Origin of the sequence: Pseudomonas sp. L7 (genome assembly GCF_046605565.1) — a bacterium.
Classification (GTDB): Bacteria; Pseudomonadota; Gammaproteobacteria; order Pseudomonadales; family Pseudomonadaceae; genus Aquipseudomonas; species Aquipseudomonas wayambapalatensis.
In genome coordinates, this window is sequence record NZ_CP176784.1 from 5,441,192 (window position 1) to 5,467,363 (window position 26,172).

The 26,172-nt window shown below is 59.7% G+C and carries 17 protein-coding genes, 2 tRNA genes and 4 rRNA genes; 13 read left to right on the forward strand and 10 right to left on the reverse strand.

Going from position 1 to position 26,172, the window contains the following annotated elements; translation table 11 throughout:
- The first annotated feature begins 111 nt into the window (after positions 1–111).
- Positions 112–453, forward strand: a complete 342-nt coding sequence (locus ACK3BK_RS24740; protein WP_186670455.1) for a tryptophan synthase subunit beta — start codon at positions 112–114, stop codon at positions 451–453.
- Positions 454–474: 21 nt separating this feature from the next.
- Here the strand turns inward: ACK3BK_RS24740 and lapD are convergent, their stop codons facing one another.
- Both lapD and lapG read right to left on the reverse strand, forming a co-directional pair.
- Positions 475–2,421, reverse strand: coding sequence for a cyclic di-GMP receptor LapD (gene lapD, locus ACK3BK_RS24745; RefSeq protein WP_186722521.1), 1,947 nt, complete (start codon positions 2,419–2,421; stop codon positions 475–477).
- A 9-nt stretch (positions 2,422–2,430) separates the two neighbouring features.
- Complete coding sequence (gene lapG, locus ACK3BK_RS24750) at positions 2,431–3,192, reverse strand: cysteine protease LapG (protein WP_186711566.1); 762 nt, start codon at positions 3,190–3,192, stop codon at positions 2,431–2,433.
- 204 nt (positions 3,193–3,396) lie between these two features.
- On the opposite strand from lapG, the gene ACK3BK_RS24755 reads away from it, so the two are divergent.
- The 6 genes from ACK3BK_RS24755 (at position 3,397) to ACK3BK_RS24780 (ending at position 10,984) form a co-directional block, all read left to right on the forward strand.
- Positions 3,397–4,089 (forward strand): GntR family transcriptional regulator, encoded by a 693-nt coding sequence (locus tag ACK3BK_RS24755; protein ID WP_186670444.1) that lies wholly within the window; start codon positions 3,397–3,399, stop codon positions 4,087–4,089.
- Between the two features lie 189 nt (positions 4,090–4,278).
- Positions 4,279–4,746, forward strand: coding sequence for a thioesterase domain-containing protein (locus ACK3BK_RS24760; protein ID WP_238343465.1), 468 nt, complete (start codon positions 4,279–4,281; stop codon positions 4,744–4,746).
- 591 nt (positions 4,747–5,337) lie between these two features.
- A complete protein-coding gene (locus tag ACK3BK_RS24765; protein ID WP_186670448.1) occupies positions 5,338–6,114 on the forward strand; it encodes a DUF3050 domain-containing protein in 777 nt (258 codons plus the stop codon).
- Positions 6,111–7,040, forward strand: a complete 930-nt coding sequence (locus ACK3BK_RS24770; protein WP_186670450.1) for a diiron oxygenase — start codon at positions 6,111–6,113, stop codon at positions 7,038–7,040. The genes ACK3BK_RS24765 and ACK3BK_RS24770 overlap by 4 nt, the downstream gene beginning before the upstream one ends.
- A gap of 10 nt (positions 7,041–7,050) precedes the next feature.
- Complete coding sequence (locus ACK3BK_RS24775) at positions 7,051–10,482, forward strand: amino acid adenylation domain-containing protein (RefSeq protein WP_411383495.1); 3,432 nt, start codon at positions 7,051–7,053, stop codon at positions 10,480–10,482.
- Positions 10,483–10,516: 34 nt separating this feature from the next.
- Entirely contained in the window at positions 10,517–10,984 is a 468-nt protein-coding gene (locus ACK3BK_RS24780; protein ID WP_186670453.1) for an SRPBCC family protein, read from the forward strand.
- A gap of 118 nt (positions 10,985–11,102) precedes the next feature.
- On the opposite strand, the gene rrf (ACK3BK_RS24785) is transcribed toward ACK3BK_RS24780, so the two are convergent.
- The 8 genes from rrf (ACK3BK_RS24785) to ACK3BK_RS24820 form a co-directional block, all read right to left on the reverse strand.
- A 5S ribosomal RNA gene (gene rrf, locus ACK3BK_RS24785) occupies positions 11,103–11,218 on the reverse strand.
- Positions 11,219–11,327: 109 nt separating this feature from the next.
- Positions 11,328–11,443, reverse strand: a 5S ribosomal RNA gene (gene rrf / locus ACK3BK_RS24790).
- A 133-nt stretch (positions 11,444–11,576) separates the two neighbouring features.
- Positions 11,577–14,469: ribosomal RNA gene (locus ACK3BK_RS24795) — 23S ribosomal RNA — on the reverse strand.
- 226 nt (positions 14,470–14,695) lie between these two features.
- Positions 14,696–14,771, reverse strand: a tRNA-Ala gene (locus tag ACK3BK_RS24800).
- Positions 14,772–14,797: 26 nt separating this feature from the next.
- A tRNA-Ile gene (locus tag ACK3BK_RS24805) sits at positions 14,798–14,874 on the reverse strand.
- A gap of 85 nt (positions 14,875–14,959) precedes the next feature.
- Positions 14,960–16,496: ribosomal RNA gene (locus ACK3BK_RS24810) — 16S ribosomal RNA — on the reverse strand.
- Together the 16S, 23S and 5S rRNA genes with 2 tRNA genes alongside form the textbook arrangement of a ribosomal RNA operon.
- 568 nt (positions 16,497–17,064) lie before the next feature.
- Positions 17,065–18,285 carry a CaiB/BaiF CoA transferase family protein gene (locus ACK3BK_RS24815; RefSeq protein ID WP_411383496.1) on the reverse strand — a complete coding sequence of 407 codons (1,221 nt, stop codon included), beginning with the start codon at positions 18,283–18,285 and terminating at the stop codon, positions 17,065–17,067.
- A gap of 15 nt (positions 18,286–18,300) precedes the next feature.
- Positions 18,301–19,482, reverse strand: coding sequence for an acyl-CoA dehydrogenase (locus ACK3BK_RS24820; RefSeq protein ID WP_186670037.1), 1,182 nt, complete (start codon positions 19,480–19,482; stop codon positions 18,301–18,303).
- Positions 19,483–19,646: 164 nt separating this feature from the next.
- On the opposite strand from ACK3BK_RS24820, the gene ACK3BK_RS24825 reads away from it, so the two are divergent.
- The 6 genes from ACK3BK_RS24825 (at position 19,647) to ACK3BK_RS24850 (ending at position 26,153) form a co-directional block, all read left to right on the forward strand.
- Positions 19,647–20,546 carry a LysR substrate-binding domain-containing protein gene (locus tag ACK3BK_RS24825; RefSeq protein WP_186670039.1) on the forward strand — a complete coding sequence of 300 codons (900 nt, stop codon included), beginning with the start codon at positions 19,647–19,649 and terminating at the stop codon, positions 20,544–20,546.
- Between the two features lie 431 nt (positions 20,547–20,977).
- Positions 20,978–22,099, forward strand: coding sequence for a Re/Si-specific NAD(P)(+) transhydrogenase subunit alpha (locus tag ACK3BK_RS24830; RefSeq protein ID WP_186711758.1), 1,122 nt, complete (start codon positions 20,978–20,980; stop codon positions 22,097–22,099).
- 11 nt (positions 22,100–22,110) lie between these two features.
- Positions 22,111–22,425 (forward strand): NAD(P) transhydrogenase subunit alpha, encoded by a 315-nt coding sequence (locus ACK3BK_RS24835; RefSeq protein WP_023378063.1) that lies wholly within the window; start codon positions 22,111–22,113, stop codon positions 22,423–22,425.
- 2 nt (positions 22,426–22,427) lie between these two features.
- On the forward strand, positions 22,428–23,879 hold the full coding sequence (locus tag ACK3BK_RS24840) for an NAD(P)(+) transhydrogenase (Re/Si-specific) subunit beta (protein ID WP_054894857.1): 1,452 nt from the start codon (positions 22,428–22,430) through the stop codon (positions 23,877–23,879).
- Positions 23,880–24,069: 190 nt separating this feature from the next.
- Positions 24,070–25,563: an acetyl-CoA hydrolase/transferase family protein gene (locus tag ACK3BK_RS24845; protein ID WP_186670045.1), complete on the forward strand. Its 1,494-nt coding sequence runs from the start codon at positions 24,070–24,072 to the stop codon at positions 25,561–25,563.
- 377 nt (positions 25,564–25,940) lie between these two features.
- A complete protein-coding gene (locus ACK3BK_RS24850; RefSeq protein WP_411383497.1) occupies positions 25,941–26,153 on the forward strand; it encodes a DUF1127 domain-containing protein in 213 nt (70 codons plus the stop codon).
- The last annotated feature ends 19 nt before the right edge of the window (positions 26,154–26,172 follow it).

Below are 26,172 nucleotides of genomic sequence, written 5' to 3' on the forward strand. Positions count from 1 at the left end.
TCCTGCCGTCGCCTCACGGCGCATACTCGCCTGCCAGGCCCGGCAGGCCTGCTGAACTTTGCCTATGCTGCTGACAACCAAGAAGGAATCATCGTGACGAGGGTCGATGCCATGTTCTACGTGCAACGCGATGCCAACGGCCAGTTGCTGCGGGTAGAAGCAGCTGCCTTTGCCGAGCACACCGACACGCTGCCGGCCGACCATACCGAAATCCAGGAATGGTTCGCCGATGATGTCGTGGAGAACAGTCTCAAGCAGCTCAAGCAGAGCGATCTGGACATGATCCGTGTGCTCGAGGACTTGATCGAGGTGTTGACCGCCAAGGGCGTGTTCAGCATCACCGACCTGCCCCCTGGTGCCCAGGCCAAACTGCTCAGCCGTTCCACTGCGCGCAAGGCGTTGGGAAGCCTGAACAACCTGATCGAAGACGATGAAGAGGGCGGGTTGATCTGAGGATCTGCGGATACAGCGCCCTCATTTCCAGGGTGCTGGCTCTCCAACCAGTTGCCCCTGGATTCCCTGCACGCCCATCTCGCGCAGCACCTGCAGCTCCCCTTCCGTCTCCACACGTTCGGCGATCAACGGCAGGTCGATGCTGTGCGCTGCCCCCTGGATCGCTTCGATGAACAGCCGCTTGTGCCGCTCCTGGTCGATGCTGCGGATATAACCGCCATCGATCTTGAGGTACGCCAACCCAAGGTGAGCCAGGTTGCCGATCATGCTGAAGCGCCCGCCGAAGCGCTGCAGCGCCAGACCGAAACCGAGCCTGTGCAGGTGGCGGGTCAGTTTCTCCAGCTGTGCCTGCTCTGGCAGTTGCTCCTCGCCGATCTCGAAGGTCAACCTGGGCCCCAATGCCGCATGCTGCCCCAGCAGCTCGTAGACTCGCTGCAACGCCTTGGCATCGGCCAGGGTGGCGGCGGAAAGGTTCAGCGCCAGCGACTCGCCATGCTGCTGCAGATGCCGCAACACGTTCTCCAGCACCAGCAGGTCGAGCCGTGGCATCCAGCCGAAGCGCTCGAGCCAAGGCAGGAAGCGCCCGGCGGCGAGCGCCTCACCCTGTCCATCGTGCAGGCGCGAAATCACCTTGTAGTGCAGGACACGCTCTGGCGCCTGGCAATCCACCACGGGCTGGAAGAACAGTTCGAACTGTCCCTTGTCCAGCGCCTGGTCAAGGCGTGAATGCCAGGCGTGATGGCTGTCGGCAGCCTGGGCCGCGGCGCCCTGCTCCAGGCAGACCCAGCCCGGCTCCGGTTGGCTCTCGGCACGTGCCAACGCCTCGTCGGCCAGCTTCAACAAGGCTTGCGGTGCATCCCCAGGGCTGAACGGCGCCAACCCGATACAGGCCACCGGGTCGACATCGCTGGCCCCCGTCACATGCAGGCTCTGCAAGGTCGCCTCAAGGGCCTGTGCCAGTTGCACTGCCTCCTCATGCACCATCCCCGGCGCCAGTACGGCAAACTCGCCACCGCGGCTGCGGGTGATCAAGTCCTTGGTTTCCGGATAGCTGGCGCATGTGCGCCGCAACTGCTCGCCCACCGCCTGCAGCAACTGGTCGGTGCGCTGGCCGCCCAGGCGGGCGTTGAGGCCGGCCAGGTCCTGCACCCGCAGCAACAGCAGGTAACCGGCTCGGGCCTCTTCGAGGTTGCTGACACGCGTGTTCAACTGCATTTCGAAGTAGCGCCGGTTGGCCAGCCCCGTGAGGCTGTCCTGGTACGACTCGCTGCGCAGCTTTTCGCTGCGCTCGGCCTGTTCGGTGAACAGTGCCTTGAGCTTCTCGACCATCTGGTTCATCGCCTGCACCACCCGACGCAGTTCTGGCGTACGCGGCAGCTCGGGCAGGCTGAGGAATTCACGGCGGGCGATGGCGTGGGACTGCGCCACCATGTAGTCCAGCGGCCGCAGTTGGCGGCGCAACAGCAGTGCGCCCAGCACCGCACTCACCACCCCGCACAGCAGCAACCAGCCAAGGCTGCCCAGGGCACTCTGCCAGAGCTTGGCCAGGGCGAACATCGGGTGGCTGATCACCTCGACGCGCGCAGCCTGCTGCCAACCCCGGCTGACAATGGCATCGCCGCCGGCCGGCTCCAGCCCGATCAGGCCGATGAACCAGCGTGGCACGCCATTGCTGTCTGGTTCGGCATGACGCTCGACCAGGACGGCGTTGGAGTCCAGGTCGATGACCTTGATACTCGAGTAATAACCGCTGTCGAAGATCGAGCTGACCATCAGCTCGACCATCGCCGGATCATCGATGTTCGGTGTGAGCGACAAGGCCAGCGCCGTCGCCGCATCCTGGGCGTGGGAGCGCAGCTGGTTGACGTACTGGCTGCGCGAACTCTCCAGGCTGACCATGAAGCTGCCGCTGAAGGCGATGGTCAGGAGCAGGCATATGGCAAGCAGCAATTGTTTGAACAGTGACATCTGTGCTCCTCAATAAACCGGTTCGGCCGGGAACCCTTCGGCCTGCATTTTCTTCAGCACGTCCTGCCAGCGTGACAGGCGCTTGGTATCGCCGACCTTCTTGTTGCCCCCGGCGCCGGTCAGCCACAGACCTTCGCCATTGAAGGCATAGACCGGCAGCAGGTCGTTGCGCTGGCTGGCCGGCTTGATCGCGTCCATCAGGCTGTCGAGCACCAGCGGCTGGGCCTGTGGGCTTGAATAATAGGTCAGGACCATGTGCGCCCGGTTCAGGCGCAACGCCTTGACGTAGGTGATGCGCAGTTTTTCGGCGGGCACGCCCATGCGGCGCAGGCTGAAATACTTGGCGATGGCGTAGTCCTCGCAATCGCCGGCACCCTTGATCAGCGACTGGACCGGCGTGGCCCAGTAATCGACCTCATGCCACAGGTCGATGTCCTCGACATAGCGCAGCTGCTTGTTGAAGAACAGGTTGACCACCTGCAGTTTGTCCAGTTCGCTGCCCTGGTTCTGCGTGGCCATCAGGTTCTGCCAGGCGTCGATACGCCCCTGCCCTGCACCAAGCGGGCCGTACAGCTGTTGCGCGCGGCGGCTGATCTGGGCGAAATCCCAATCCGCATGCAGGCCGCCCAGCAGCAGGCAGCCAAGCAGCACGGCGAGGCCGAGGCGACGCACGGCCAAATTGAGCATTCCAGGTATCGCCACTGCGAACACCCATCCAGACCAGTCCAAAGCAGCGATGGTGCGGCTTGCCGGGGGAAAAGACAATGGCACCTTACAATCACGGTGCGCGTGAAAAAGCGTAGGAGGTTACGATCATCGAGCCAGGAAAAGTCCGACTTCCTTTGCTCGATGACTTCATTCACGATAGCCGCATTCCATCGGCCGCAGGCACCCGTCACCGCGGTTTGACAAGCCATCACCCCGCTGACTAGGGTTATTGGATCCAATCATCGCAATCATCGAGGCAGACTCCGCGTGGCCGAGAAAACCAGACTCCTCAGCTCCGTGCTGGGTAACGAGCAGGTGCCAGCGCACCTTGCCCGCAGCGTGATCGAAGAGCGTCTGCGCAGCGCTATTGTCGATGGGCGGCTGCCTCCCGGCACCGCCTTGCGCCAGCAGGAGCTCGCCGGCCTGTTCGGGGTCAGCCGCATGCCGGTGCGCGAGGCGCTGCGCCAGCTCGAGGCGCAATCGCTGCTCAAGGTGGTGATGCACAAGGGCGCCGTGGTCGCACCGCTGATCGGCGAAGATGCCGTCGACACCTATGGCCTGCGCGTTCTGCTCGAGACCGAAGCGCTGCGCCAGTCGATTCCCCACCTGGACGCTAGCGACATCGCCCTCGCCCGCAACTACATCCAGCAACTGGAGAACGAGACACGCCACGCGGAGATCGGCCGCCTCAACCGCCTGTTCCACATGACGCTGTACAGCAAGGCGCACAACCACAAGTTGCTGCGCATGATCGAGATCGAGCTCAACGAAGAGGAACGCTTCCTGCGCTTCCACCTGTCGTCGATGGGCCTGGGCAAGCTGACTCAGGACGACCACATCGCACTGGTGGACGCTGCCAGCGACAAGTTGGTGGACCAGGCCATCGACGTGCTGGAAAGGCACCTCAATACGGCATCACGTACCATCAGGAACTACCTGAACAGCCAAGCCGGCAAATGAATCACCCGCTGACATAGCCAAAAGCCGTGTCAGCCATGAAGCTCCGGCACCGAACGGAGCGAAGGACAGACAGTGCACGTCCAGAAACCACCGGCACCAGAGCACTCCGGGCAACCCCCGAGAATCCGTCTGATCTGCCTCGCCTGTAGCCAGGAGCACCTGGAGCAATATCGCGCCTGGTCCCATGCCTTGAGCGACCATATCGAACTGATAGCAGTGGATGTTCGACGCCATGCCGAATGCAGCCCGTGTGACCCGCTGCAAGGTCCCTCTCCCCTGGCCCGAACCGTGGCCAAGCACCTGCATCCTTACCTCGAAGGGCCCCATGCCATGTTTGGCCAGCGCCTGGGAGCCCACATGGCGTTCGAGCTGGCACAACTGGCGGAACGCGAGTACCCCGGGCAGACCCGCCATTTGTTTGTTTCCAGCTGTGACAGCCCAAGGGTGGCAGAACCCGATGCCAGCGCGAATGCCATACGGTTACCGGTGACGGTCCTCTACCCACCTGGAGCCCTCCCCGAAATGCTTGGCTGGCACGCCTTCGTCCGGCGCGAACTGGAGCTCATCGAGTTGCCCGACCATAGGGTCGACAAGTCGTATCAAGACCAAAGACTCGTGAGAATCTTCAACACGCATCTTGGCTTATTGAGCCTCTGAGCAGGCTACTCCCCCTCTTGAAGGCGTTGTTTCCCCTGATGCGCTGCCAATGACCATGGCAGCGCGAGTCGTTTGAGCCCACTCTAGTCGCGCTGCGACTGCCGATCGTCCGTCCCGGGCCCGGTCGCATGCCTTCCATTTACCCGCAGAAGGAGCCCGACACCGGGGCAAGGGCCGCGTGGCGATCAGCCGCCCCTCAACAGTGGAACATCCTCGTACTTCCATTCACCAGTGCTTCGAGTGAGGCATTCACTCAACTTTGTTTTCTGATGACTAATTATCGGAAGGGGCCTGTCTTGCCAAAATAAAACACTTCAAATGTTTTATTCAGCACACTATTGCTCGAAACTTTTCAATTATTAAAATATTTCAAAAAACATTTGCGGCAAACTTTGATGTTGTTCTAACTTTTATATCGCCGACACCCGACACGGCTTGAATACGTACAAGCCAGACGAATCAAGGGGCGGCCACCATCACCGAGACTGTTCAGCCATCGAGTACCTGTCGAGGACCCCGTTCGCCCGGCGTATTTCAGCGGCTGCAACTTATCGGGAAAACATGCCAACTTTCACACAATGGATATCAACCATGAGCACATTGAAGCGCACACTTTCCAGTCATAAATCCACACTCGCCCAACACCCGCTCTTCTCAGAAATCGACACTATTGAAACCTTGCAACGTTTCATGGAAACCCATGTTTTCGCGGTGTGGGACTTCATGTCGCTGACCAAGCGCCTGCAACGGGAACTGACCTGCGTAAGCCTGCCCTGGCTACCACCGGTGGACCCCGCCGCCGCCCGCCTGATCAACGAGATCGTGCTCGGCGAAGAATCTGATGACTGCCCGCAGCACGGCCACTACAGCCACTTCGAACTGTATCTGGACGCCATGCGCGAAGTGGGTGCCAGCACCCAGGCCATCGAGCGCTTCGTCCATCTGCAACAACAGGGCCTCGACTACGCCACTGCCCTGCAGCGCTGTGGCGCCAGCGAGGCCGCCAGGCACTTCGTCGGTGACACTCTCGAGGTGGCACTCAACGCACCTGCCCATCGCGTGGCAGCCGCCTTCCTGCATGGCCGCGAAAGCGTCATCCCGGCGATGTTCCAGCAGATCCTCGACGAATGGGGCATCGACCAGGCGCAGGCCCCGACCTTCCGCTATTACCTGCAGCGCCACATCGAGGTCGACGCCGAAGACCACGGCCCGGCGGCCGAAGCATTGCTGGCACGCTTGGTGAACGATGACCCGCAACGTCAACACGAGGTGTACGAAGCCGCCATCGCCGCCGTCCAGAGCCGCACCGCGCTGTGGGACCGTCTGCGCGCCTCGCTGCAGGTCACCGCCAGCGAGGTCACGCCATGAACGCGCTCGATTACCGCTCCTTCGCCGACAGCTGGGAGGAGCGTGCCACCATCCGTACTCGCCCGCGGCGGCGGCTCGAGGACGACCAGCGGCTGATCTACCCCCTCAGCCGCCAACCCTTGGTACTCAGCGCCACCTTCCAACGGGCTTGCCCGCACCTGCGTGATTTCGTGCTGGTGCAGAGCCTCTACAAGTTCATCAACGACGTGGTGATCTTCGAGACCGAAATCGTCGACCGCACGGCCCGGCGGATTGCCAAGGACCGCTTCACCGTGCGCTTTCCCTTCGCCTGCCGCTATGACGCCATGACCGTGGTGGTCGACGAGGACTACCACGCGCTGGTGGCCATGGACTTCCTGCAGCAGACCATCGCCCTGACCGGCCTCGAGCCGATCGCCCTGCCCACCGAGATCGAACTCAGCCGTGCGATCCCCACCGCACTGGCACAGGTGCCGGAAACGCTGCGGGACGCTCTTGAGCTGATCTGCGTCGGCATTGCCGAAAACACCCTGACCGACGATGTCGCCGCCTTCGCCCGCGACGACACGGTCAAGCCCTCGGTGAAGGGGCTGATGGCCGATCACCTGCTCGACGAAGGTCGGCATTCGAGCTTCTGGGCGCGGCTGACGCGCATCTATTGGCAAGCCGCGCCCGAGGTCGATCGCCAGATGATCGCCCAGGTGCTGCCCGTGTTCCTGGGCCAGTACCTGACCAACGACATCCAGCAGGCCTTCGACTTCAACCTGATCGAGGCCTTGCCAGTCAGCGAAACGCTGCGCCAGTCGCTGCGCGAGGAAGTGCTCGGCCTGGCCTACCCGATCAACCACCAGCATCCGTTGCTGGGCAACATCCTGCGCTTCTTCCGCAGCAGCTCGATGCTCGAGTCGCCCTGCGTGCAGGAAGCCCTGCGCGGCTACCTGCCCTGAGGAGATCCGCATGCGACGTCTCGACATACTGATGGTCGGCCACAGCCTTGCGCTGCGCAGCCTGGCCCGAATACTCGACGAGCAGGGCCACGCCACCCTGCTGGCCGATTCACCCTCGATGCTACGCCAGGCCCTGGCCAGCCATCACTCTCTGGTTCTGGAGGACGGCAGCCTGGTGCTGTGCACCAGTGACTGGGCACACCTGGGGCAAACGCCGTTGCTCAGGGTGCGCCTGGGCGCCAGCCACGCCGACACCCTGCCACACCTGGAACTGCTGTGCTGGTGCGCCAGTGCCACGGCTGCGCGCCTGATCAGCCGCGTACCGCTGGTCGCGCCCATCTCGGGCAATGGCCAGCAACTACGTGAAGATGCGGTGCGAGCTTTGGAGGAGTTGGTCACCCGGCAGGTCGCGTACCTCGCCCGCGACCCTCAGCATCTGAACGAAGCGTGCGCCGTCGAGCCCGGCTTGCAAACGCGTGAGCACGGTCTGGATTGGCTGCAAACGCTGGCCTACCGACATCCGTTCAACCGCTCTCAACGCACAGACCTGCTGGTAAGCAGCGAAGTCGGCTTGATGGAGGGCCTGGACCAAGCTCTGCGCCAACACGCACGGCAACCGGCGCTGAACCGCGATGGCCAGCGCAGCAGCTATCACGACTTGCACGCACTGAGCGCGGCCTTGCAACGGGCACTGCTGCCGTTACTGCCTGATCAGGACGATCAGCCAGTGGTGGTGGGCGTCTGCCTGGCCAAGTCGCCAGCACTCTACGCCAGCGTGTTGGCGATATTGGGTTGCGGCGCAATCTACCTGCCACTGGACCCGACGACACCCACAGAACGTCGTCAACGCATTCTGCAGGATGCTGGCGCCCGGGTCCTGCTGCATGACGGCCAGCCACAGGCCGAGTTGGCCCTGCTGGATGTGCGCACGCTGCAGGTGCCCACTGACAGCTGCCTGCCCTCGCTGGTCCTGCGGCCCGAGACAGCAGACCGGGCCTGCGTGGCGATCTATACCTCAGGCACCACCGGTCAGCCGAAAGGCGTGCTGCTCAGCCAGCGGAACCTCACCCACTTCATCGCCTGGTATCGCGAGCATGTCGCACTGGATGCGCACAGCCGGGTGCTGCAGTTCTCAACCATCGGCTTTGACGCCTCGCTGCTGGATATCCTGCCGACCTTCGCCTGCGGCGCGGAACTGGTCATGCCCAGCGATGACCAGCGCCGCGATCCCCAGCAACTGGTGCAACTTATCCACAGCCAGGCGGTGAGCCATGCGTTTCTGCCGCCAGCGCTGTTGAGCATCCTCCCGCATGACAGGCCGCTTGGCCTGCGCCACCTGATCACCGGGGGCGATGTCTGCGAGCCCCAGGTCATCGCGCGGTACAGCGAACAATACCGGATGCACAACATCTATGGCCCTACCGAAACCACGGTATTGGCGACGACTCGCGTCTGCGCTGCCGGGGACAGTAATCGCAACCTGGGGGTGCCAATCGCCAATACCCAGGTACTGATCCTGGACGACGACTTGCAGCCGGTCACTCAGGAGACACCCGGAGAGCTGTACATCTGCGGCCCGGGGGTCGGGTTGGGGTATCTGAACAATCCGGAACTGACCGCCGAGCGTTTCGTCGTACTCGACCTGCCCGATGGTCGTTCGCTGAGCACCTACCGTACAGGTGATATTGGCAAATGGACCGCACAGGGCATCGAGCTGTGCGGGCGACGCGACAATCAGGTGAAGATCCGTGGGTTTCGCGTAGAGCCGGAAGAAATCGAGCACTGCCTGCGCAACAGCGGCCTGTATGCACAGATCGCGGTGGTGATCGATGCCCAACGCCGCGTCCTGGCTTTCGCCGCGCAACCCACGTGTGATGCGGCCGACACTGGATTGCGGGAACACGCTGAGCGGCATCTGCCCGACTACATGCGTCCGGTGTTCTACCAGGTATTGGAGCAAATGCCCTACACCACCAACGGCAAGGTCGACCGCCAGGCGTTGCGGGCGCATCCACTGACCTTGCCAGCGGCACAGCGACTAGCACCCAGCACACCGACCGAGCAGCGTCTGCTCGGGCTCTGGAGTGAGCTGTTGGAACTGGCCCAGTCGGATATTTCCGTCGACGACAGCTTCTTCAGTCTGGGCGGGCATTCGATCCTGCTATCGCGGCTGCTGCTGGAGGTGCGCCAGGCCTTCGGCCGCGGCGTGGCGATCAACCGCTTCATCGAACAGCCGACGCTACAGCGCCTGGGTGCGCTGCTCGACGGTGACGGTAACTCCCTGGAGACTTCGCTCCAACGCCTGGAGCAGGACGCCAACCGTGACCTGGACCTGCAGGTACTGCCTCTGCAGGCCATGGGCGATGTGCACAAGGTTATCGTCACGGGCGCCAACAGCTTTCTCGGCGTGCATCTGGTCGAGGCACTGCTCGACTGGGGGGCCACGGAGGTGGCGTGCCTGGTACGTAGCAGCGCAACACAGAGTGCCACTGAACGCTTCAGACAGGCGTTGGCAGACAATCAGCTAAGCCTTGATGACAAGCGCGTACGGGTATTCGACGCGGACCTGCGCCGCCCTCGACTGGGGCTGAGCGAAGCGGACTACGACGATCTCGACCTGAACTACGGCGCACTGCTGCACAACGCTGCCCAGGTCAATCACGTACTCGATTACCAGGCCTTGGTCAGCGACAACATCGAACCGCTGTTCGAATGCCTGCGCCTGTGCGAAGGGCGACGCAAGAAGGTCTTCAACTTCGTCTCGACGCTGTCCGCTTGCAGCGCAATGGACAGCGACGGCCGCGTGCTGGAGCAAGGCCCCGCGCCGACTCCGCCGATCTACATCCGCAACGGCTACAACCTGAGTAAATGGGTCGGCGAACGTATCCTCCAGCGGGCACGTGAAGCAGGGGTACGGGTGAATCTGTTCCGTCCCGGCAATATCAGCTTCGACAGCCGCAACGGCGTGTGCCAGCCCCAACGCAATCGCTTGATGCTGATGCTCAAGGGCTCACTGCAGCTGGGCCAGGTACCACGGCTGGAGATCGATTTCGACCTCATGCCGGTGGACTTCCTCGCCCGCTTCATCGCCTTTCACAGCAGCAGGCACCAACCCGCGCAGTGCGTCTTCAACCTGCACAACCCCGAACCGCTGCGTTGGCAAGACTACCTGGCCGCATTCCGCGAGCAGGGCCACCGCTTCGAGCTGGTCGAGGTAGAGCAGTGGCAAGGCCAGCTGAGGCGGGTAGATCGCGACAACGCGCTGTTCGATGTCCTGGGCTTTTACCTCGACGGCTTCGAGGAGGACATCGGCGATATCTCCAGCATCGAGCACGGCAATGCCCGCGAGGGTGTTCGGCGCATGGGCGCCCGCTACCCGGCCAAGGATACGCAGTTGCTGCGCCGCGGCTGCCGCTACCTGAGCGCTATCGGCTTTCTCTGATTCCTTCGTTCATTCACAACAGGAGCAACATCGCATGCAAACACTCAAACCCGACACGCTGGTCCGTAATCCACAAGGCTGCCTGGTGGTATCCAGCGTGGACATTGCAGCCCCGGCGGCGGCTGTATGGAACATCGTCGGCAACTTCGCCGGCTTCCCGGTGTTCATTCCCGCCTTGGCCCATATCGAGATGACCGGAAGCGGAGTGCGTTCGGTGCGCAAGAAACTGTTCAAGGATGGCAATGTGGTCATCGAGCAGTTGAACTCGCGAGACGAGCAAACAATGCAGATGACCTGGAGCCTGATCTACACCAGCCTGAATATCGGCAACCTGTGGGCTGCGATGCAGGTCGAGGCGCTGGATGCGCATCGCAGCCGTGCGGTCTGGACTATCCAGGCCGAACCCTGGGAAGGCGGCCCGGAGGCATTGCCAGGCTTCCAGGCATTTCTCCAGGGCTTTGCCGATGAGGCGATGGCGAACGTGCGCAATCTACTGAGCTGAAGGCGATAACCCGAGCCGCTGTTGTGGGATGTGCGCTGACCGCAGCAGCGGTTTTTCTTGGGCACCAGAAAGACAAAACCCCTACCTGCTCACGCAGATAGGGGTTTTGCGAAATGAATCTTGACGATGACCTACTCTCACATGGGGAAACCCCACACTACCATCGGCGATGCATCGTTTCACTACTGAGTTCGGGATGGGATCAGGTGGTTCCAATGCTCTATGGTCGTCAAGAAATTCTGTGTGCTGGCCCGTCTCAAGGACGTGCCTGCGAATCTCTGTAGTCTCTACTTAAAGACAAAACCCCTACCTGCTCACGCAGATAGGGGTTTTGCGAAATGAATCTTGACGATGACCTACTCTCACATGGGGAAACCCCACACTACCATCGGCGATGCATCGTTTCACTGCTGAGTTCGGGATGGGATCAGGTGGTTCCAATGCTCTATGGTCGTCAAGAAATTCGGTTGCCAGTGCGTCTTTGCGGACACGCCAGCCAATTCGGATATGTGATCTTTGTGAGTCGCTTCGAACTTTCGGTTCGTTTCGTCTTCACCACCGCAATCTGCACAGCAAATTGCTTGGGTGTTATATGGTCAAGCCTCACGGGCAATTAGTATTGGTTAGCTCAACGCCTCACAGCGCTTACACACCCAACCTATCAACGTCGTAGTCTTCGACGGCCCTTCAGGGGATTCAAGATCCCAGTGAGATCTCATCTTGAGGCAAGTTTCCCGCTTAGATGCTTTCAGCGGTTATCTCTTCCGAACATAGCTACCCGGCAATGCCACTGGCGTGACAACCGGAACACCAGAGGTTCGTCCACTCCGGTCCTCTCGTACTAGGAGCAGCCCCTCTCAAATCTCAAACGTCCACGGCAGATAGGGACCGAACTGTCTCACGACGTTCTAAACCCAGCTCGCGTACCACTTTAAATGGCGAACAGCCATACCCTTGGGACCGGCTTCAGCCCCAGGATGTGATGAGCCGACATCGAGGTGCCAAACACCGCCGTCGATATGAACTCTTGGGCGGTATCAGCCTGTTATCCCCGGAGTACCTTTTATCCGTTGAGCGATGGCCCTTCCATACAGAACCACCGGATCACTAAGACCTACTTTCGTACCTGCTCGACGTGTGTGTCTCGCAGTCAAGCGCGCTTTTGCCTTTATACTCTACGACCGATTTCCGACCGGTCTGAGCGCACCTTCGTACTCCTCCGTTACTCTTTGGGAGGAGACCGCCCCAGTCAAACTACCCACCATACACTGTCCTCGATCCGGATCACGGACCTGAGTTAGAACCTCAAGGTTGCCAGGGTGGTATTTCAAGGATGGCTCCATGAGAACTGGCGTCCCCACTTCAAAGCCTCCCACCTATCCTACACAAGCAAGCTCAAAGTCCAGTGCAAAGCTATAGTAAAGGTTCACGGGGTCTTTCCGTCTAGCCGCGGATACACTGCATCTTCACAGCGATTTCAATTTCACTGAGTCTCGGGTGGAGACAGCGCCGCCATCGTTACGCCATTCGTGCAGGTCGGAACTTACCCGACAAGGAATTTCGCTACCTTAGGACCGTTATAGTTACGGCCGCCGTTTACCGGGGCTTCGATCAAGAGCTTCGCTTGCGCTAACCCCATCAATTAACCTTCCGGCACCGGGCAGGCGTCACACCCTATACGTCCACTTTCGTGTTTGCAGAGTGCTGTGTTTTTAATAAACAGTCGCAGCGGCCTGGTATCTTCGACCGGCATGAGCTTACGGAGCAAGTCCTTCACCCTCGCCGGCGCACCTTCTCCCGAAGTTACGGTGCCATTTTGCCTAGTTCCTTCACCCGAGTTCTCTCAAGCGCCTTGGTATTCTCTACCTAACCACCTGTGTCGGTTTGGGGTACGGTTCCCAGTTATCTGAAGCTTAGGAGCTTTTCTTGGAAGCATGGTATCAACCACTTCGCACTCTAAAGAGCGCTCGTCATCAGCTCTCGGCCTTGAAATCCCGGATTTGCCTAAGATTTCAGCCTACCACCTTAAACCTGGACAACCAACGCCAGGCTGGCCTAACCTTCTCCGTCCCTCCATCGCAATAACTGGAAGTACAGGAATATTAACCTGTTTTCCATCGACTACGCTTTTCAGCCTCGCCTTAGGGACCGACTAACCCTGCGTCGATTAACGTTGCGCAGGAAACCTTGGTCTTTCGGCGTGCGAGTTTTTCACTCGCATTGTCGTTACTCATGTCAGCATTCGCACTTCTGATACCTCCAGCAAGCTTCTCAACTCACCTTCACAGGCTTACAGAACGCTCCTCTACCGCATCACCAAAGGTGATACCCGTAGCTTCGGTGCATGGTTTGAGCCCCGTTACATCTTCCGCGCAGGCCGACTCGACTAGTGAGCTATTACGCTTTCTTTAAAGGGTGGCTGCTTCTAAGCCAACCTCCTAGCTGTCTAAGCCTTCCCACATCGTTTCCCACTTAACCATGACTTTGGGACCTTAGCTGACGGTCTGGGTTGTTTCCCTTTTCACGACGGACGTTAGCACCCGCCGTGTGTCTCCCATGCTCGGCACTTGCTGGTATTCGGAGTTTGCATCGGTTTGGTAAGTCGGGATGACCCCCTAGCCGAAACAGTGCTCTACCCCCAGCAGTGATACATGAGGCGCTACCTAAATAGCTTTCGAGGAGAACCAGCTATCTCCGAGCTTGATTAGCCTTTCACTCCGATCCACAGGTCATCCGCTAACTTTTCAACGGTAGTCGGTTCGGTCCTCCAGTCAGTGTTACCTAACCTTCAACCTGCCCATGGATAGATCGCCCGGTTTCGGGTCTATACCCAGCGACTAAAGCGCCCTATTAAGACTCGCTTTCGCTACGCCTCCCCTATTCGGTTAAGCTCGCCACTGAATATAAGTCGCTGACCCATTATACAAAAGGTACGCAGTCACCTAACAAAGTAGGCTCCCACTGCTTGTACGCATACGGTTTCAGGTTCTATTTCACTCCCCTCTCCGGGGTTCTTTTCGCCTTTCCCTCACGGTACTGGTTCACTATCGGTCAGTCAGTAGTATTTAGCCTTGGAGGATGGTCCCCCCATGTTCAGACAAAGTTTCTCGTGCTCCGTCCTACTCGATTTCATTGAAAAGAGACTTTCGTGTACGGGGCTATCACCCACTATGGCCGCACTTTCCAGAGCGTTCCACTAATCTCAAATCAACTTAAGGGCTGGTCCCCGTTCGCTCGCCACTACTAAGGGAATCTCGGTTGATTTCTTTTCCTCAGGGTACTTAGATGTTTCAGTTCCCCTGGTTCGCCTCTTGCACCTATGTATTCAGTACAAGATACTCAGCTTGTGCTGAGTGGGTTCCCCCATTCAGAGATCTCTGGATCACAGTCTGTTTGCCGACTCCCCAAAGCTTATCGCAGGCTACCACGTCTTTCATCGCCTCTGACTGCCAAGGCATCCACCGTATGCGCTTCTTCACTTGACCATATAACCCCAAGCAATCTGGTTATACTGTGAAGACGACATTCGCCGAAAATTCGTGAGAACTCACAAATTTTACCTTAGCCTGAACTACCAGCAGTGAAACTGGCATTCAGTCTATTTCTATCACATATCCGAATTTTTAAAGAACGATCTGACAAAAGTCAGAAATCAACATTCATCACCGAATGTTCATTTCTAAGTTCTGAACAGTGCTGCATCTTGAAGAGTGGTGGAGCCAAGCGGGATCGAACCGCTGACCTCCTGCGTGCAAGGCAGGCGCTCTCCCAGCTGAGCTATGGCCCCGTTTTGTCCTAGGCCGCACCATGTAATGGTAGGTCTGGGCAGATTTGAACTGCCGACCTCACCCTTATCAGGGGTGCGCTCTAACCAACTGAGCTACAGACCTATAACAGGGTCGCGTTACAGCATCGTCTTTTACAATGAATCAAGCAATTCGTGTGGGAGCTCATCAGCAGGCTGATGTCTTCGATTAAGGAGGTGATCCAGCCGCAGGTTCCCCTACGGCTACCTTGTTACGACTTCACCCCAGTCATGAATCACACCGTGGTAACCGTCCTCCCGAAGGTTAGACTAGCTACTTCTGGTGCAACCCACTCCCATGGTGTGACGGGCGGTGTGTACAAGGCCCGGGAACGTATTCACCGCGACATTCTGATTCGCGATTACTAGCGATTCCGACTTCACGCAGTCGAGTTGCAGACTGCGATCCGGACTACGATCGGTTTTGTGAGATTAGCTCCACCTCGCGGCTTGGCAACCCTCTGTACCGACCATTGTAGCACGTGTGTAGCCCAGGCCGTAAGGGCCATGATGACTTGACGTCATCCCCACCTTCCTCCGGTTTGTCACCGGCAGTCTCCTTAGAGTGCCCACCATAACGTGCTGGTAACTAAGGACAAGGGTTGCGCTCGTTACGGGACTTAACCCAACATCTCACGACACGAGCTGACGACAGCCATGCAGCACCTGTGTCAGAGTTCCCGAAGGCACCAATCCATCTCTGGAAAGTTCTCTGCATGTCAAGGCCTGGTAAGGTTCTTCGCGTTGCTTCGAATTAAACCACATGCTCCACCGCTTGTGCGGGCCCCCGTCAATTCATTTGAGTTTTAACCTTGCGGCCGTACTCCCCAGGCGGTCAACTTAATGCGTTAGCTGCGCCACTAAAATCTCAAGGATTCCAACGGCTAGTTGACATCGTTTACGGCGTGGACTACCAGGGTATCTAATCCTGTTTGCTCCCCACGCTTTCGCACCTCAGTGTCAGTATCAGTCCAGGTGGTCGCCTTCGCCACTGGTGTTCCTTCCTATATCTACGCATTTCACCGCTACACAGGAAATTCCACCACCCTCTACCATACTCTAGCTCGCCAGTTTTGGATGCAGTTCCCAGGTTGAGCCCGGGGCTTTCACATCCAACTTAACGAACCACCTACGCGCGCTTTACGCCCAGTAATTCCGATTAACGCTTGCACCCTCTGTATTACCGCGGCTGCTGGCACAGAGTTAGCCGGTGCTTATTCTGTCGGTAACGTCAAAACAGCAAGGTATTAACTTACTGCCCTTCCTCCCAACTTAAAGTGCTTTACAATCCGAAGACCTTCTTCACACACGCGGCATGGCTGGATCAGGCTTTCGCCCATTGTCCAATATTCCCCACTGCTGCCTCCCGTAGGAGTCTGGACCGTGTCTCAGTTCCAGTGTGACTGATCATCCTCTCAGACCAGTTACGGATCGTCGCCTTGGTGAGCCATTACCTCACCAACTAGCTAATCCGACCTAGGCTCATCTGATAGCGCAAGGCCCGAAGGTCCCCTGCTTTCTCCCGTAGGACGTATGCGGTATTAGCGTTCCTTTCGAAACGTTGTCCCCCACTACCAGGCAGATTCCTAGGCATTACTCACCCGTCCGCCGCTGAATCAAGGAGCAAGCTCCCGTCATCCGCTCGACTTGCATGTGTTAGGCCTGCCGCCAGCGTTCAATCTGAGCCATGATCAAACTCTTCAGTTCAATACTGCTTGGGTTTTTAAGAAACCCTAAACTTGGCTCAGCAATCTCAAATGACTATGTGATTTCTCGCATGGCCACTTGTGATGCTGATAATCTTGGCGACTATCAGTCCATACTCACAAGCACCCACACGAATTGCTTGATTCAATTTGTTAAAGAGCGTTTGGTTAAGAGCTTTTCGTCTCAACCGAGGCGCGCATTCTACGCTTTCCTCATTGCCTGTCAAGCGTTTATTTTGAAGTTTTTCGCGAGAAACTCGTTTAGCTTCAAACACTTGACTCGCTGCGATCTCTCGTAGCGGGAGGCGAATCATACAGCACTCGAAGATGCTGTCAACTGCCTTTTTTACCGCTGCCGATAAGATGATCGAAGCCCTTCACGCCGCATCTAACTCGCTTAACTCGTTGATTAACAAGGAGTTTTGCGTTCCGTTTGCTGCGGAAGTGGGGCGCATTATAAGGGGATCTGAGAGGGCGTCAACCTTTTATTTCAAGAATCTTTCAGATCGCTGAAAACACAGCGGGGAGGCCTGTCGGCCTCCCCGCTTCTATACATAGCCAATACGCTGTCACAACACGCCAGCAGAGCGCAGCAACTGAACAGCCCCTGCATCCAGGCCCAAGACATCCAGCAGTACTGCCTCGGTGTGCTCCCCTAACAAAGGTGGGGCCCGACGATACTCCACGGGCGTCTCCGACAACCTGATCGGGCTCGCCACCTGAGGCACGCTGCCCGCCAGCGGATGAGGAACATTCACCCTCAGCCCGCGCGCCACCACCTGCGGATCCTGAAACATCTGCGCCAGGTCGTTGATCGGGCCGCACGGCACCCCAGCCCTTTCCAGTTCCGCCACCCATTGGGCCGTGGTCTTGAACACCGTCGCCTGTCGGATCAGAGGAATAAGCTCCGCCCGATGCGCAACCCGCTGCTTGTTGGTGGCAAAGCGCGGATCATCCGCCCACTGCGGCTGACCGGCCACTTCTGCGAACTTGCGGAACTGCCCGTCGTTACCCACGGTAAGGATGAAGTCACCATCAGCCGTCGGAAAATCCTGATAAGGCACGATGTTGGGATGCGCATTGCCCAGACGCTTGGGCGATGTACCCGTGGTCAGGTAGTTCATTGCCTGGTTGGCAAGGCACGCCACCTGCACATCCAGCAAGGCCATATCGATATGCTGGCCCTCTCCCGACTGATCGCGATGCGCCAGTGCCGCAAGGATCGCCACCGTGGAATACAGCCCGGTGAGAATGTCAGTCAGCGCCACCCCCACCTTCATGGGCCCAGCCCCCTGCTCACCCTCAGGCCGCCCGGTCAGGCTCATCAGCCCACCCAGCCCTTGGATCATGAAATCGTAGCCCGCGCGCTTGGCATAGGGGCCCGTCTGGCCGAAGCCGGTGATCGAGCAATAGATAAGCTTGGGATTGACCGCCCTCAGGCATTCGTAATCCAGCCCATAGCTCGCCAGCCCGCCCACCTTGAAGTTCTCGATGACGATATCCGACTTTGCCGCCAGTTCGCGCACCAGGCGCTGACCTTCAGGTTGGGTGAAGTCGATCGTCACCGAGCGCTTGTTGCGATTGGCCGACAGATAGTAGGCCGCCTCGCTGGTGTTCTCGCCGTCGGCGTCCCGCAGGAAGGGCGGCCCCCACGCCCGGGTGTCATCACCCGTACCCGGTCGCTCGACCTTGATCACGTCAGCCCCGAGGTCGGCGAGAATCTGGCCGGACCACGGTCCGGCCAATACACGCGACAGGTCCAGCACCCGCAGATGTGACAGCGCTCCCATGGCCGCGCCCCTCTATTAATAGAACGCCTGAATGCCGGTCTGCGCGCGGCCGAGAATCAACGCATGGATGTCATGCGTACCTTCATAGGTGTTGACCACCTCGAGGTTGACCAAGTGACGCGCCACCCCAAACTCGTCAGAGATTCCGTTGCCGCCGAGCATGTCGCGCGCCAGACGGGCGATGTCCAGGGCCTTGCCGCAGGAGTTGCGCTTCATGATCGAGGTGATCTCCACCGCCGCCGAGCCCTCGTCCTTCATTCGCCCCAGCCGCAGGCAGCCCTGCAGCCCCAAAGTGATCTCGGTCTGCATGTCGGCGAGTTTCTTCTGGATCAGCTGGTTGGCGGCCAGAGGGCGGCCGAACTGCTTGCGGTCCAGGGTGTACTGGCGCGCAGTGTGCCAGCAAGCCTCCGCCGCCCCCAGCGCGCCCCAGGAAATGCCATAGCGCGCCGAGTTCAAACAGGTGAACGGGCCTTTCAGACCACGTACCTCAGGGAAAATGTTCTCTTCCGGCACGAACACGCCGTCCATGACGATCTCACCGGTGATCGACGCGCGCAGGCCAACCTTGCCATGAATGGCCGGAGCGCTCAGGCCCTTCCAGCCCTTTTCCAGAATGAAGCCACGAATATCGCCGGCATCGTCCTTCGCCCAGACCACGAACACATCAGCGATCGGGCTGTTGGTGATCCACATCTTGCTGCCCGTCAGGCTGTAGCCACCCTCGACCTTGCGCGCGCGGGTGATCATTGCACCAGGGTCGGAGCCGTGGTTGGGCTCGGTCAAACCGAAGCAACCGATCCATTCACCGCTGGCAAGCTTGGGCAGGTACTTCTGCTTCTGCGCTTCACTGCCGAACTCGTTGATCGGCACCATGACCAGCGAAGACTGCACACTCATCATCGAGCGGTAACCCGAGTCGATCCGCTCCACCTCACGGGCAATCAGCCCATAGCACACGTAGTTGAGACCACTACCGCCATACTCGGCCGGAATGGTCGCCCCCAGCAGGCCGACCTCGCCCATCTCGCGGAAGATTGCCGGATCGGTCTGTTCGTGACGGAACGCCTCGATCACCCGCGGAGCCAGCTTGTCCTGGGCGAACTGATAAGCGCTGTCACGCACCATGCGCTCTTCTTCAGTGAGCTGCTGATCCAGCAACAGCGGGTCGATCCAGTTGAAACTTGCTTTACCGGCCATGGGCAGAGTCCTCGAAAGGTGTGCGACGAAATTCTTGTTGCCTTGATCCTAGGCCGGAACCTGTCAACGGACAAACGAGGATTGCGCACCCATTAGTGCTATTTTCTCACTCCGTAATAAGTGAAATACCTATTTCAAGCCCCTTATAAGTGAGGATGACGTACATGCGGCGCAAGATCCCCAGCACCACGGCACTGGTCTGCTTCGAGGCGGCGGCCCGCCACGAGAGCTTTACCAAGGCCGCTCAGGAACTGGCGCTGACCCAAGGTGCCGTCTGTCGGCAAATCGGTGGCCTCGAGGGCTTCCTCAATGTGGAGCTTTTCCGACGCTCGCGCCGGGGCGTGAAGCTGACCGAGGCCGGCCTGTCGTATAGCCGCCAGGTCTCGGCGCAATTGGATGCGGTGGAGCGGGATACCCTGTCGGTGATGCGCCAGCAGGGCGCCAACGTCATCGAACTGGCCGTAGTGCCGACCTTCGGCACCCAGTGGCTGCTCCCCCGCCTGAAGGACTTCCAGCAACGCCATCCGGAGGTAACGGTCAACCTGACCAACCGCACGCGGCCGTTCCTGTTCGCCGACACCGCCTTCGACGCCGCCATCTACTTCGGCGACGCCGACTGGTCTGGCACCCAGTCACACCGCCTGATGGGTGAAAACCCGATGCCGGTATGCAGCCCGCAATGGCTCAACGGGAGAGACACGCTCGACGCCGACTCCATAGCCGAGCTGCCATTGCTGCAGCAGACCACCCGCCCCTATGCCTGGCGGCAGTGGTTCGACAGCCTGGGCATGAGTGTGGAGCGCGACATGAACGGCCCGCGCTACGAGCTCTTTTCCATGCTGGGGCAGGCGGCCATGCACGAAATGGGCATCGCGTTGATCCCGCCGTTCCTGATCCAGCGCGAGCTGGCGGAAGGCCGGCTGGTGGTCGCAAACAAGCATGCCCTGTCGAGCGACAAGGCCTACTATCTGATGATTCCCGAGCGCAAGGTGGAGTCAGCTTCGCTGCGCGCCTTCCGCGACTGGCTGGTGATCCAGGCCCGCGACTACGCAGCAGGTGCATGAGACCGAAAGCTGACTTCGTAGTCAATTATTTTAAACACCTACAGATATATGGATTTGTCGCAAATCCATAAACTGTTCCATAAGCGGGAAAAACCGAATCAACCCTAATAACCGCGGGGGTTTGCCGCTGTTCTTACGACATCTAGCAAACTACTAACGAAAACCGCCAAAAAATTTCGTTTTTTTCTCCTAAGCTCCCAATAGCGCGTCCTTGACAGCCTGAAGGCGGATGGTTGCGACAAGTGGTCACAGGGTGACTTGTAGTTTTAACTTCGTTTCGCTCCAGAACTGGTTGAAGCACCTTCGGTTCATCTGCAAAATGCCTCGCCCGCCCCGGAACCGGCGGTATGCATGCTCAAAGGCCGCTCCAGCCGCACCACCCGAAGTGCGCTGGAATCAACAATGACAAGGTCACCGCAGGAGACAAAGTCGTGCACATTGGTGTTCCTCTAGAGACGCAGACGGGTGAGGCGAGGGTCGCCGCGACCCCGGAAACCATCAAGAAACTGGTCGGCCAGGGCCATCAGGTCACTGTCGAACGGGGCGCCGGGCTCAAAGCCAGCATCCCGGACAGCGCCTATGAGGCCGCGGGCGCTTCCTTGGGTGACGCTGGCGATGCCTTGGGCGCGCAGTTGGTGCTCAAGGTAGTGGCGCCCAGCGACCAGGAACTGGCCCGGATCAATCCCGGCAGTATCCTGGTGGGCATGCTCAACCCTTTCAACAGCGAGCTCATCGCAAGGATGGCCGAACACGGCATCACCGCCTTCGCCCTTGAAGCCGCTCCGCGCACCTCGCGCGCGCAAAGCCTGGACGTTTTGTCATCGCAGGCCAACATCGCCGGCTACAAGGCCGTGCTGCTTGCGGCGCACCACTATCCACGCTTCATGCCCATGCTGATGACCGCTGCGGGCACCGTGAAAGCCGCGCGCGTGCTGATTCTCGGTGCCGGTGTGGCCGGCCTGCAGGCCATCGCCACGGCCAAGCGTCTCGGAGCAGTGATCGAAGCGTCCGACGTACGGCCAGCGGTGAAGGAACAGATCGAATCGCTCGGCGCCAAGTTCATCGACGTCCCCTACGAGACCGACGAAGAGCGCGAGTGCGCCGAAGGCGTAGGCGGTTACGCCCGCCCGATGCCGGCCAGCTGGATGCAACGCCAGGCCCAGGCGGTGCACGAACGCGCGAAGCAGGCCGACATCGTCATCACCACCGCACTGATCCCCGGCCGCAAGGCCCCGACGCTGCTCAGCGCCGAGACCGTGGCGCAGATGAAACCGGGCTCGGTGGTCATCGACCTCGCCGCAGCCCAGGGTGGCAACTGCCCGCTCACGGTCGCCGATCAGGTCGTGATGGCGCACGGCGTGACCATCGTCGGCCCGACCAACCTGCCTGCCCAGCTGGCTGCCGACGCCTCGGCGCTGTACGCACGCAACCTGCTGGACTTCATGAAGCTGCTGTTCGACAAGGACGGCGCTCTGGTGATCAACCTGGAAGACGACATCGTCGCCGCGTGCCTGATGTGCCGCGACGGCCAGGTCGTGCGCAAGAACGGCTGAGGAGCACGACAATGGAAGACATGCTGATTTCCCACGGAATCTACAACCTGATCATCTTCGTGCTGGCCATCTACGTTGGCTATCACGTGGTCTGGAACGTCACCCCGGCGCTGCACACCCCGCTGATGGCGGTGACCAACGCGATTTCCGCGATCGTCATCGTCGGCGCGATGCTCGCCGCAGCGCTGACCGTGACCCCGGCCGGCAAGCTGATGGGCACCCTCGCCGTGGCCCTGGCCGCGGTCAATGTGTTCGGTGGCTTCCTGGTCACCCGCCGCATGCTGGAAATGTTCAAGAAGAAAACCAAGAACGAGGGGCAGAAGTAAGCATGAGCATGAATCTGGTCACCCTTCTCTACCTGGTCGCCTCGGTCTGCTTCATCCAGGCCCTCAAAGGCCTGTCGCACCCGACCACGTCACGGCGCGGCAACCTGTTCGGCATGATCGGCATGGGCATCGCCATGCTCACCACCATCGGCCTCATCTATAAGCTCGCCGCACTCTCGGTCGGTAGCGGCGGCGCCACCGCGGGTATCGGCTATGTGCTCGTCGGCCTGTTGATCGGCGGCAGCGCCGGGTCGATCATGGCCAAGCGCGTCGAGATGACCAAGATGCCAGAGCTGGTCGCCTTCATGCACAGCATGATCGGCCTGGCCGCGGTGTTCATCGCCATCGCCGCGGTGCTCGAGCCGCAATCGCTGGGCATCGTCGCCAGCATCAGCGACCCGATCCCCACCGGCAATCGCCTGGAGCTGTTCCTCGGCGCAGCCATTGGCGCGATCACCTTCTCCGGCTCCGTGATCGCCTTCGGCAAGCTGTCGGGCAAGTACAAGTTTCGCCTGTTCCAGGGCGCACCCGTACAGTTCGCCGGCCAGCACAAGCTGAACCTGATCCTTGGCATCACCACCCTCGCCCTGGGCTTGCTGTTCACCTTCACCGGGCACTACAGCGCCTTCACCCTGATGCTGGTCCTCGCCTTCGTCATGGGTGTGCTGATCATCATCCCGATCGGCGGCGCCGACATGCCGGTAGTGGTGTCGATGCTCAACAGCTACTCGGGCTGGGCGGCGGCAGGCATCGGCTTCTCGCTGAACAACTCGATGCTGATCATCGCCGGCTCCCTGGTCGGTTCCAGCGGCGCAATCCTCTCGTACATCATGTGCAAGGCGATGAACCGCTCGTTCTTCAATGTCATCCTCGGTGGTTTCGGTGGCGACACCGATAGCGGCGCGGCGGCTGGCACGAAGGAGCAGCGCCCGGTGAAATCCGGCTCGGCCGACGATGCAACCTTCCTGCTGAGCAACGCCGACAGCGTGATCATCGTTCCCGGCTACGGCCTTGCAGTGGCCCGCGCCCAGCACGCCCTGAAAGAACTGACCGAGAAGCTGACCCATAACGGCGTCACCGTGAAATATGCGATTCACCCGGTGGCGGGGCGCATGCCCGGGCACATGAACGTACTGCTGGCCGAGGCCGAGGTTCCGTACGATCAGGTGTTCGAGATGGAGGACATCAACGCCGAGTTCGGTCAGGCCGACGTGGTGCTGGTGCTGGGCGCCAACGATGTGGTCAACCCGGCAGCGAAGAACGATCCCAAGTCGCCGATTGCCGGCATGCCGATCCTCGAAGCCTTCAAGGCCAAGACCATCATCGTCAACAAGCGCTCCATGGCCAGCGGTTATGCGGGCCTGGACAATGAACTGTTCTACCTGGACAAGACCATGATGGTGTTCGGTGACGCCAAGAAAGTCATCGAGGACATGGTCAAGGCGGTGGAGTAGTCCTTTTCCGAACTGAACAGCCGCTCTTATAGAAGGCCCCGGGAAGATTTTTCCTGGGGCCTTGTCGTTTTGCTGATCCAGATCAACGGCTCTATTTCCAGGCTTCTCATACGACCATGGTCGCGGGACGGCATCGGGCGAAATCTCTAGACTGCGCTGCAGTAGCCCAAGTAGCCCGAGATAACAATCCATGTACCGTGATCGTATCCGCTTGTCCTCCCTGCACAGCAAGGTAATGAGTGCGGCCGATGCCGCTGGCCTGATCAAGGACGGCATGACCGTCGGCATGAGCGGCTTCACCCGCGCCGGCGAAGCCAAGGCAGTGCCACACGCCCTGGCCGAACGTGCCAAGCAGTCGCCACTGAAGATCAGCCTGATGACCGGCGCCAGCCTGGGCAACGACCTGGACAAGCAACTGACCGAGGCCGGTGTACTTGCCCGGCGCATGCCCTTCCAGGTGGACAATACCCTGCGCAAGGCCATCAATGACGGGCAGGTGATGTTCATCGACCAGCACCTGTCGGAAACCGTCGAGCAATTGCGCAACAAGCAGCTGACCTTGCCGGACATCGCAGTCATCGAAGCGGTCGCGATCACAGAACAGGGCCACATCGTGCCAACCACCTCGGTGGGCAACTCGGCCAGCTTCGCGATCTTCGCCAAGCAGGTCATCGTCGAGATCAACCTGTCGCACAACCCCAACCTCGAAGGGCTGCACGACATCTATATCCCGACCTATCGCCCGACCCGCACGCCGATCCCGCTGGTGAAGGTCGATGACCGCATCGGCAGCACCGCGATCCCGATTGATCCGGCCAAGATCGTCGGCATCGTCATCAGCGACCAGCCCGACTCGCCGTCCACTGTACTGCCAGCGGATCACGAAACCCAGGCCATCGCCGACCACCTCATCAACTTCTTCAGGAAAGAAGTGGACGAAGGGCGCATGACCAACAAGCTCGGCCCTCTCCAGGCCGGTGTCGGCACCATCGCCAATGCCGTGCTGAGCGGCTTGATCGACTCGCCGTTCGAAGACCTGACCATGTACTCCGAAGTGCTGCAGGATTCGGCCTTCGACCTCATGGATGCCGGCAAGCTGAGCTTTGCCTCGGGCAGCTCGATCACCCTCTCGACCCGCCGCAACGCCGAGGTGTTCGGCAACCTGGAGCGCTACAAGGACAAGCTGGTGCTGCGTCCGCAGGAGATCTCCAACCACCCCGAAGTGGTGCGCCGCCTGGGCATCATCGGGATCAACACCGCGCTGGAGTTCGACATCTACGGCAACGTCAACTCCACCCATGTGTGCGGCACCCGGATGATGAACGGCATCGGCGGTTCCGGCGACTTCGCCCGCAACGCTCATCTGGCGGTATTCGTCACCAAGTCGATGGCCAAGGGCGGCGCGATTTCCAGCGTGGTGCCGATGGTCAGCCACGTCGATCACACCGAGCATGACGTGGACATCCTGGTCACCGAGCAGGGCCTGGCCGACCTGCGCGGCCTGGCACCACGCGAACGTGCCCGGGCGATCATCGACAACTGCGTGCACCCGGACTACCGCGCGGCCCTCAACGACTACTTCGACCGCGCCTGCCAGAGAGGCGGGCACACTCCGCATATCCTGCGCGAAGCGTTGAGCTGGCACGAGAACCTGGAAGAAAGCGGGCGGATGCTGGCCGGCTGATCCGCCAACTGCGTTGCTCCTCTGAACCCATCGCGGGACGACCCCGCTTCCACATTTCAGTTGTGGGAGCGGGGTCGTCCCGCGATGACGTCTGCCTGGCTAAAACAGTTAACCGATAAATATTCAAAAACTGTACTACTGTACCGCTATAAACCGCGCTTCAATGCCGCCAATATTTTCAAATCGAGCATAAATGCACAGAAATAGTGCAGACCAGTACAGTTATGCCAATTCTGAGTGCAACAGTAGCGTTTAACAGTTAACTGGCCCATCGCAATACTGTTGAACTGTATCTACTGTTATGGACGACAGGGGAGGATCATTGGCATCAGTTAAATCACTACCTAATCCCGCCACAAGCGGAAGGATGACACATCATGGAACGTATCCTCAGTTCCGGTCTGGTTTTCGAAAACAACGTTGAATCCAAAGCCTCGGCTCCTCTGCGTGCCCTGTCGACCCTGCTGCTGTGGCAGCGTCGCATCGCCAGCCGCCGTCAACTGGCTCGCCTGGATGCCCGCCTGCTGGCCGACGCCGGCATCAGCGAGTCCCAGCGCTACCAAGAGCTGAGCAAGCCTTTCTGGCGCTAAGCTCCGGCTTGCCGGCCCA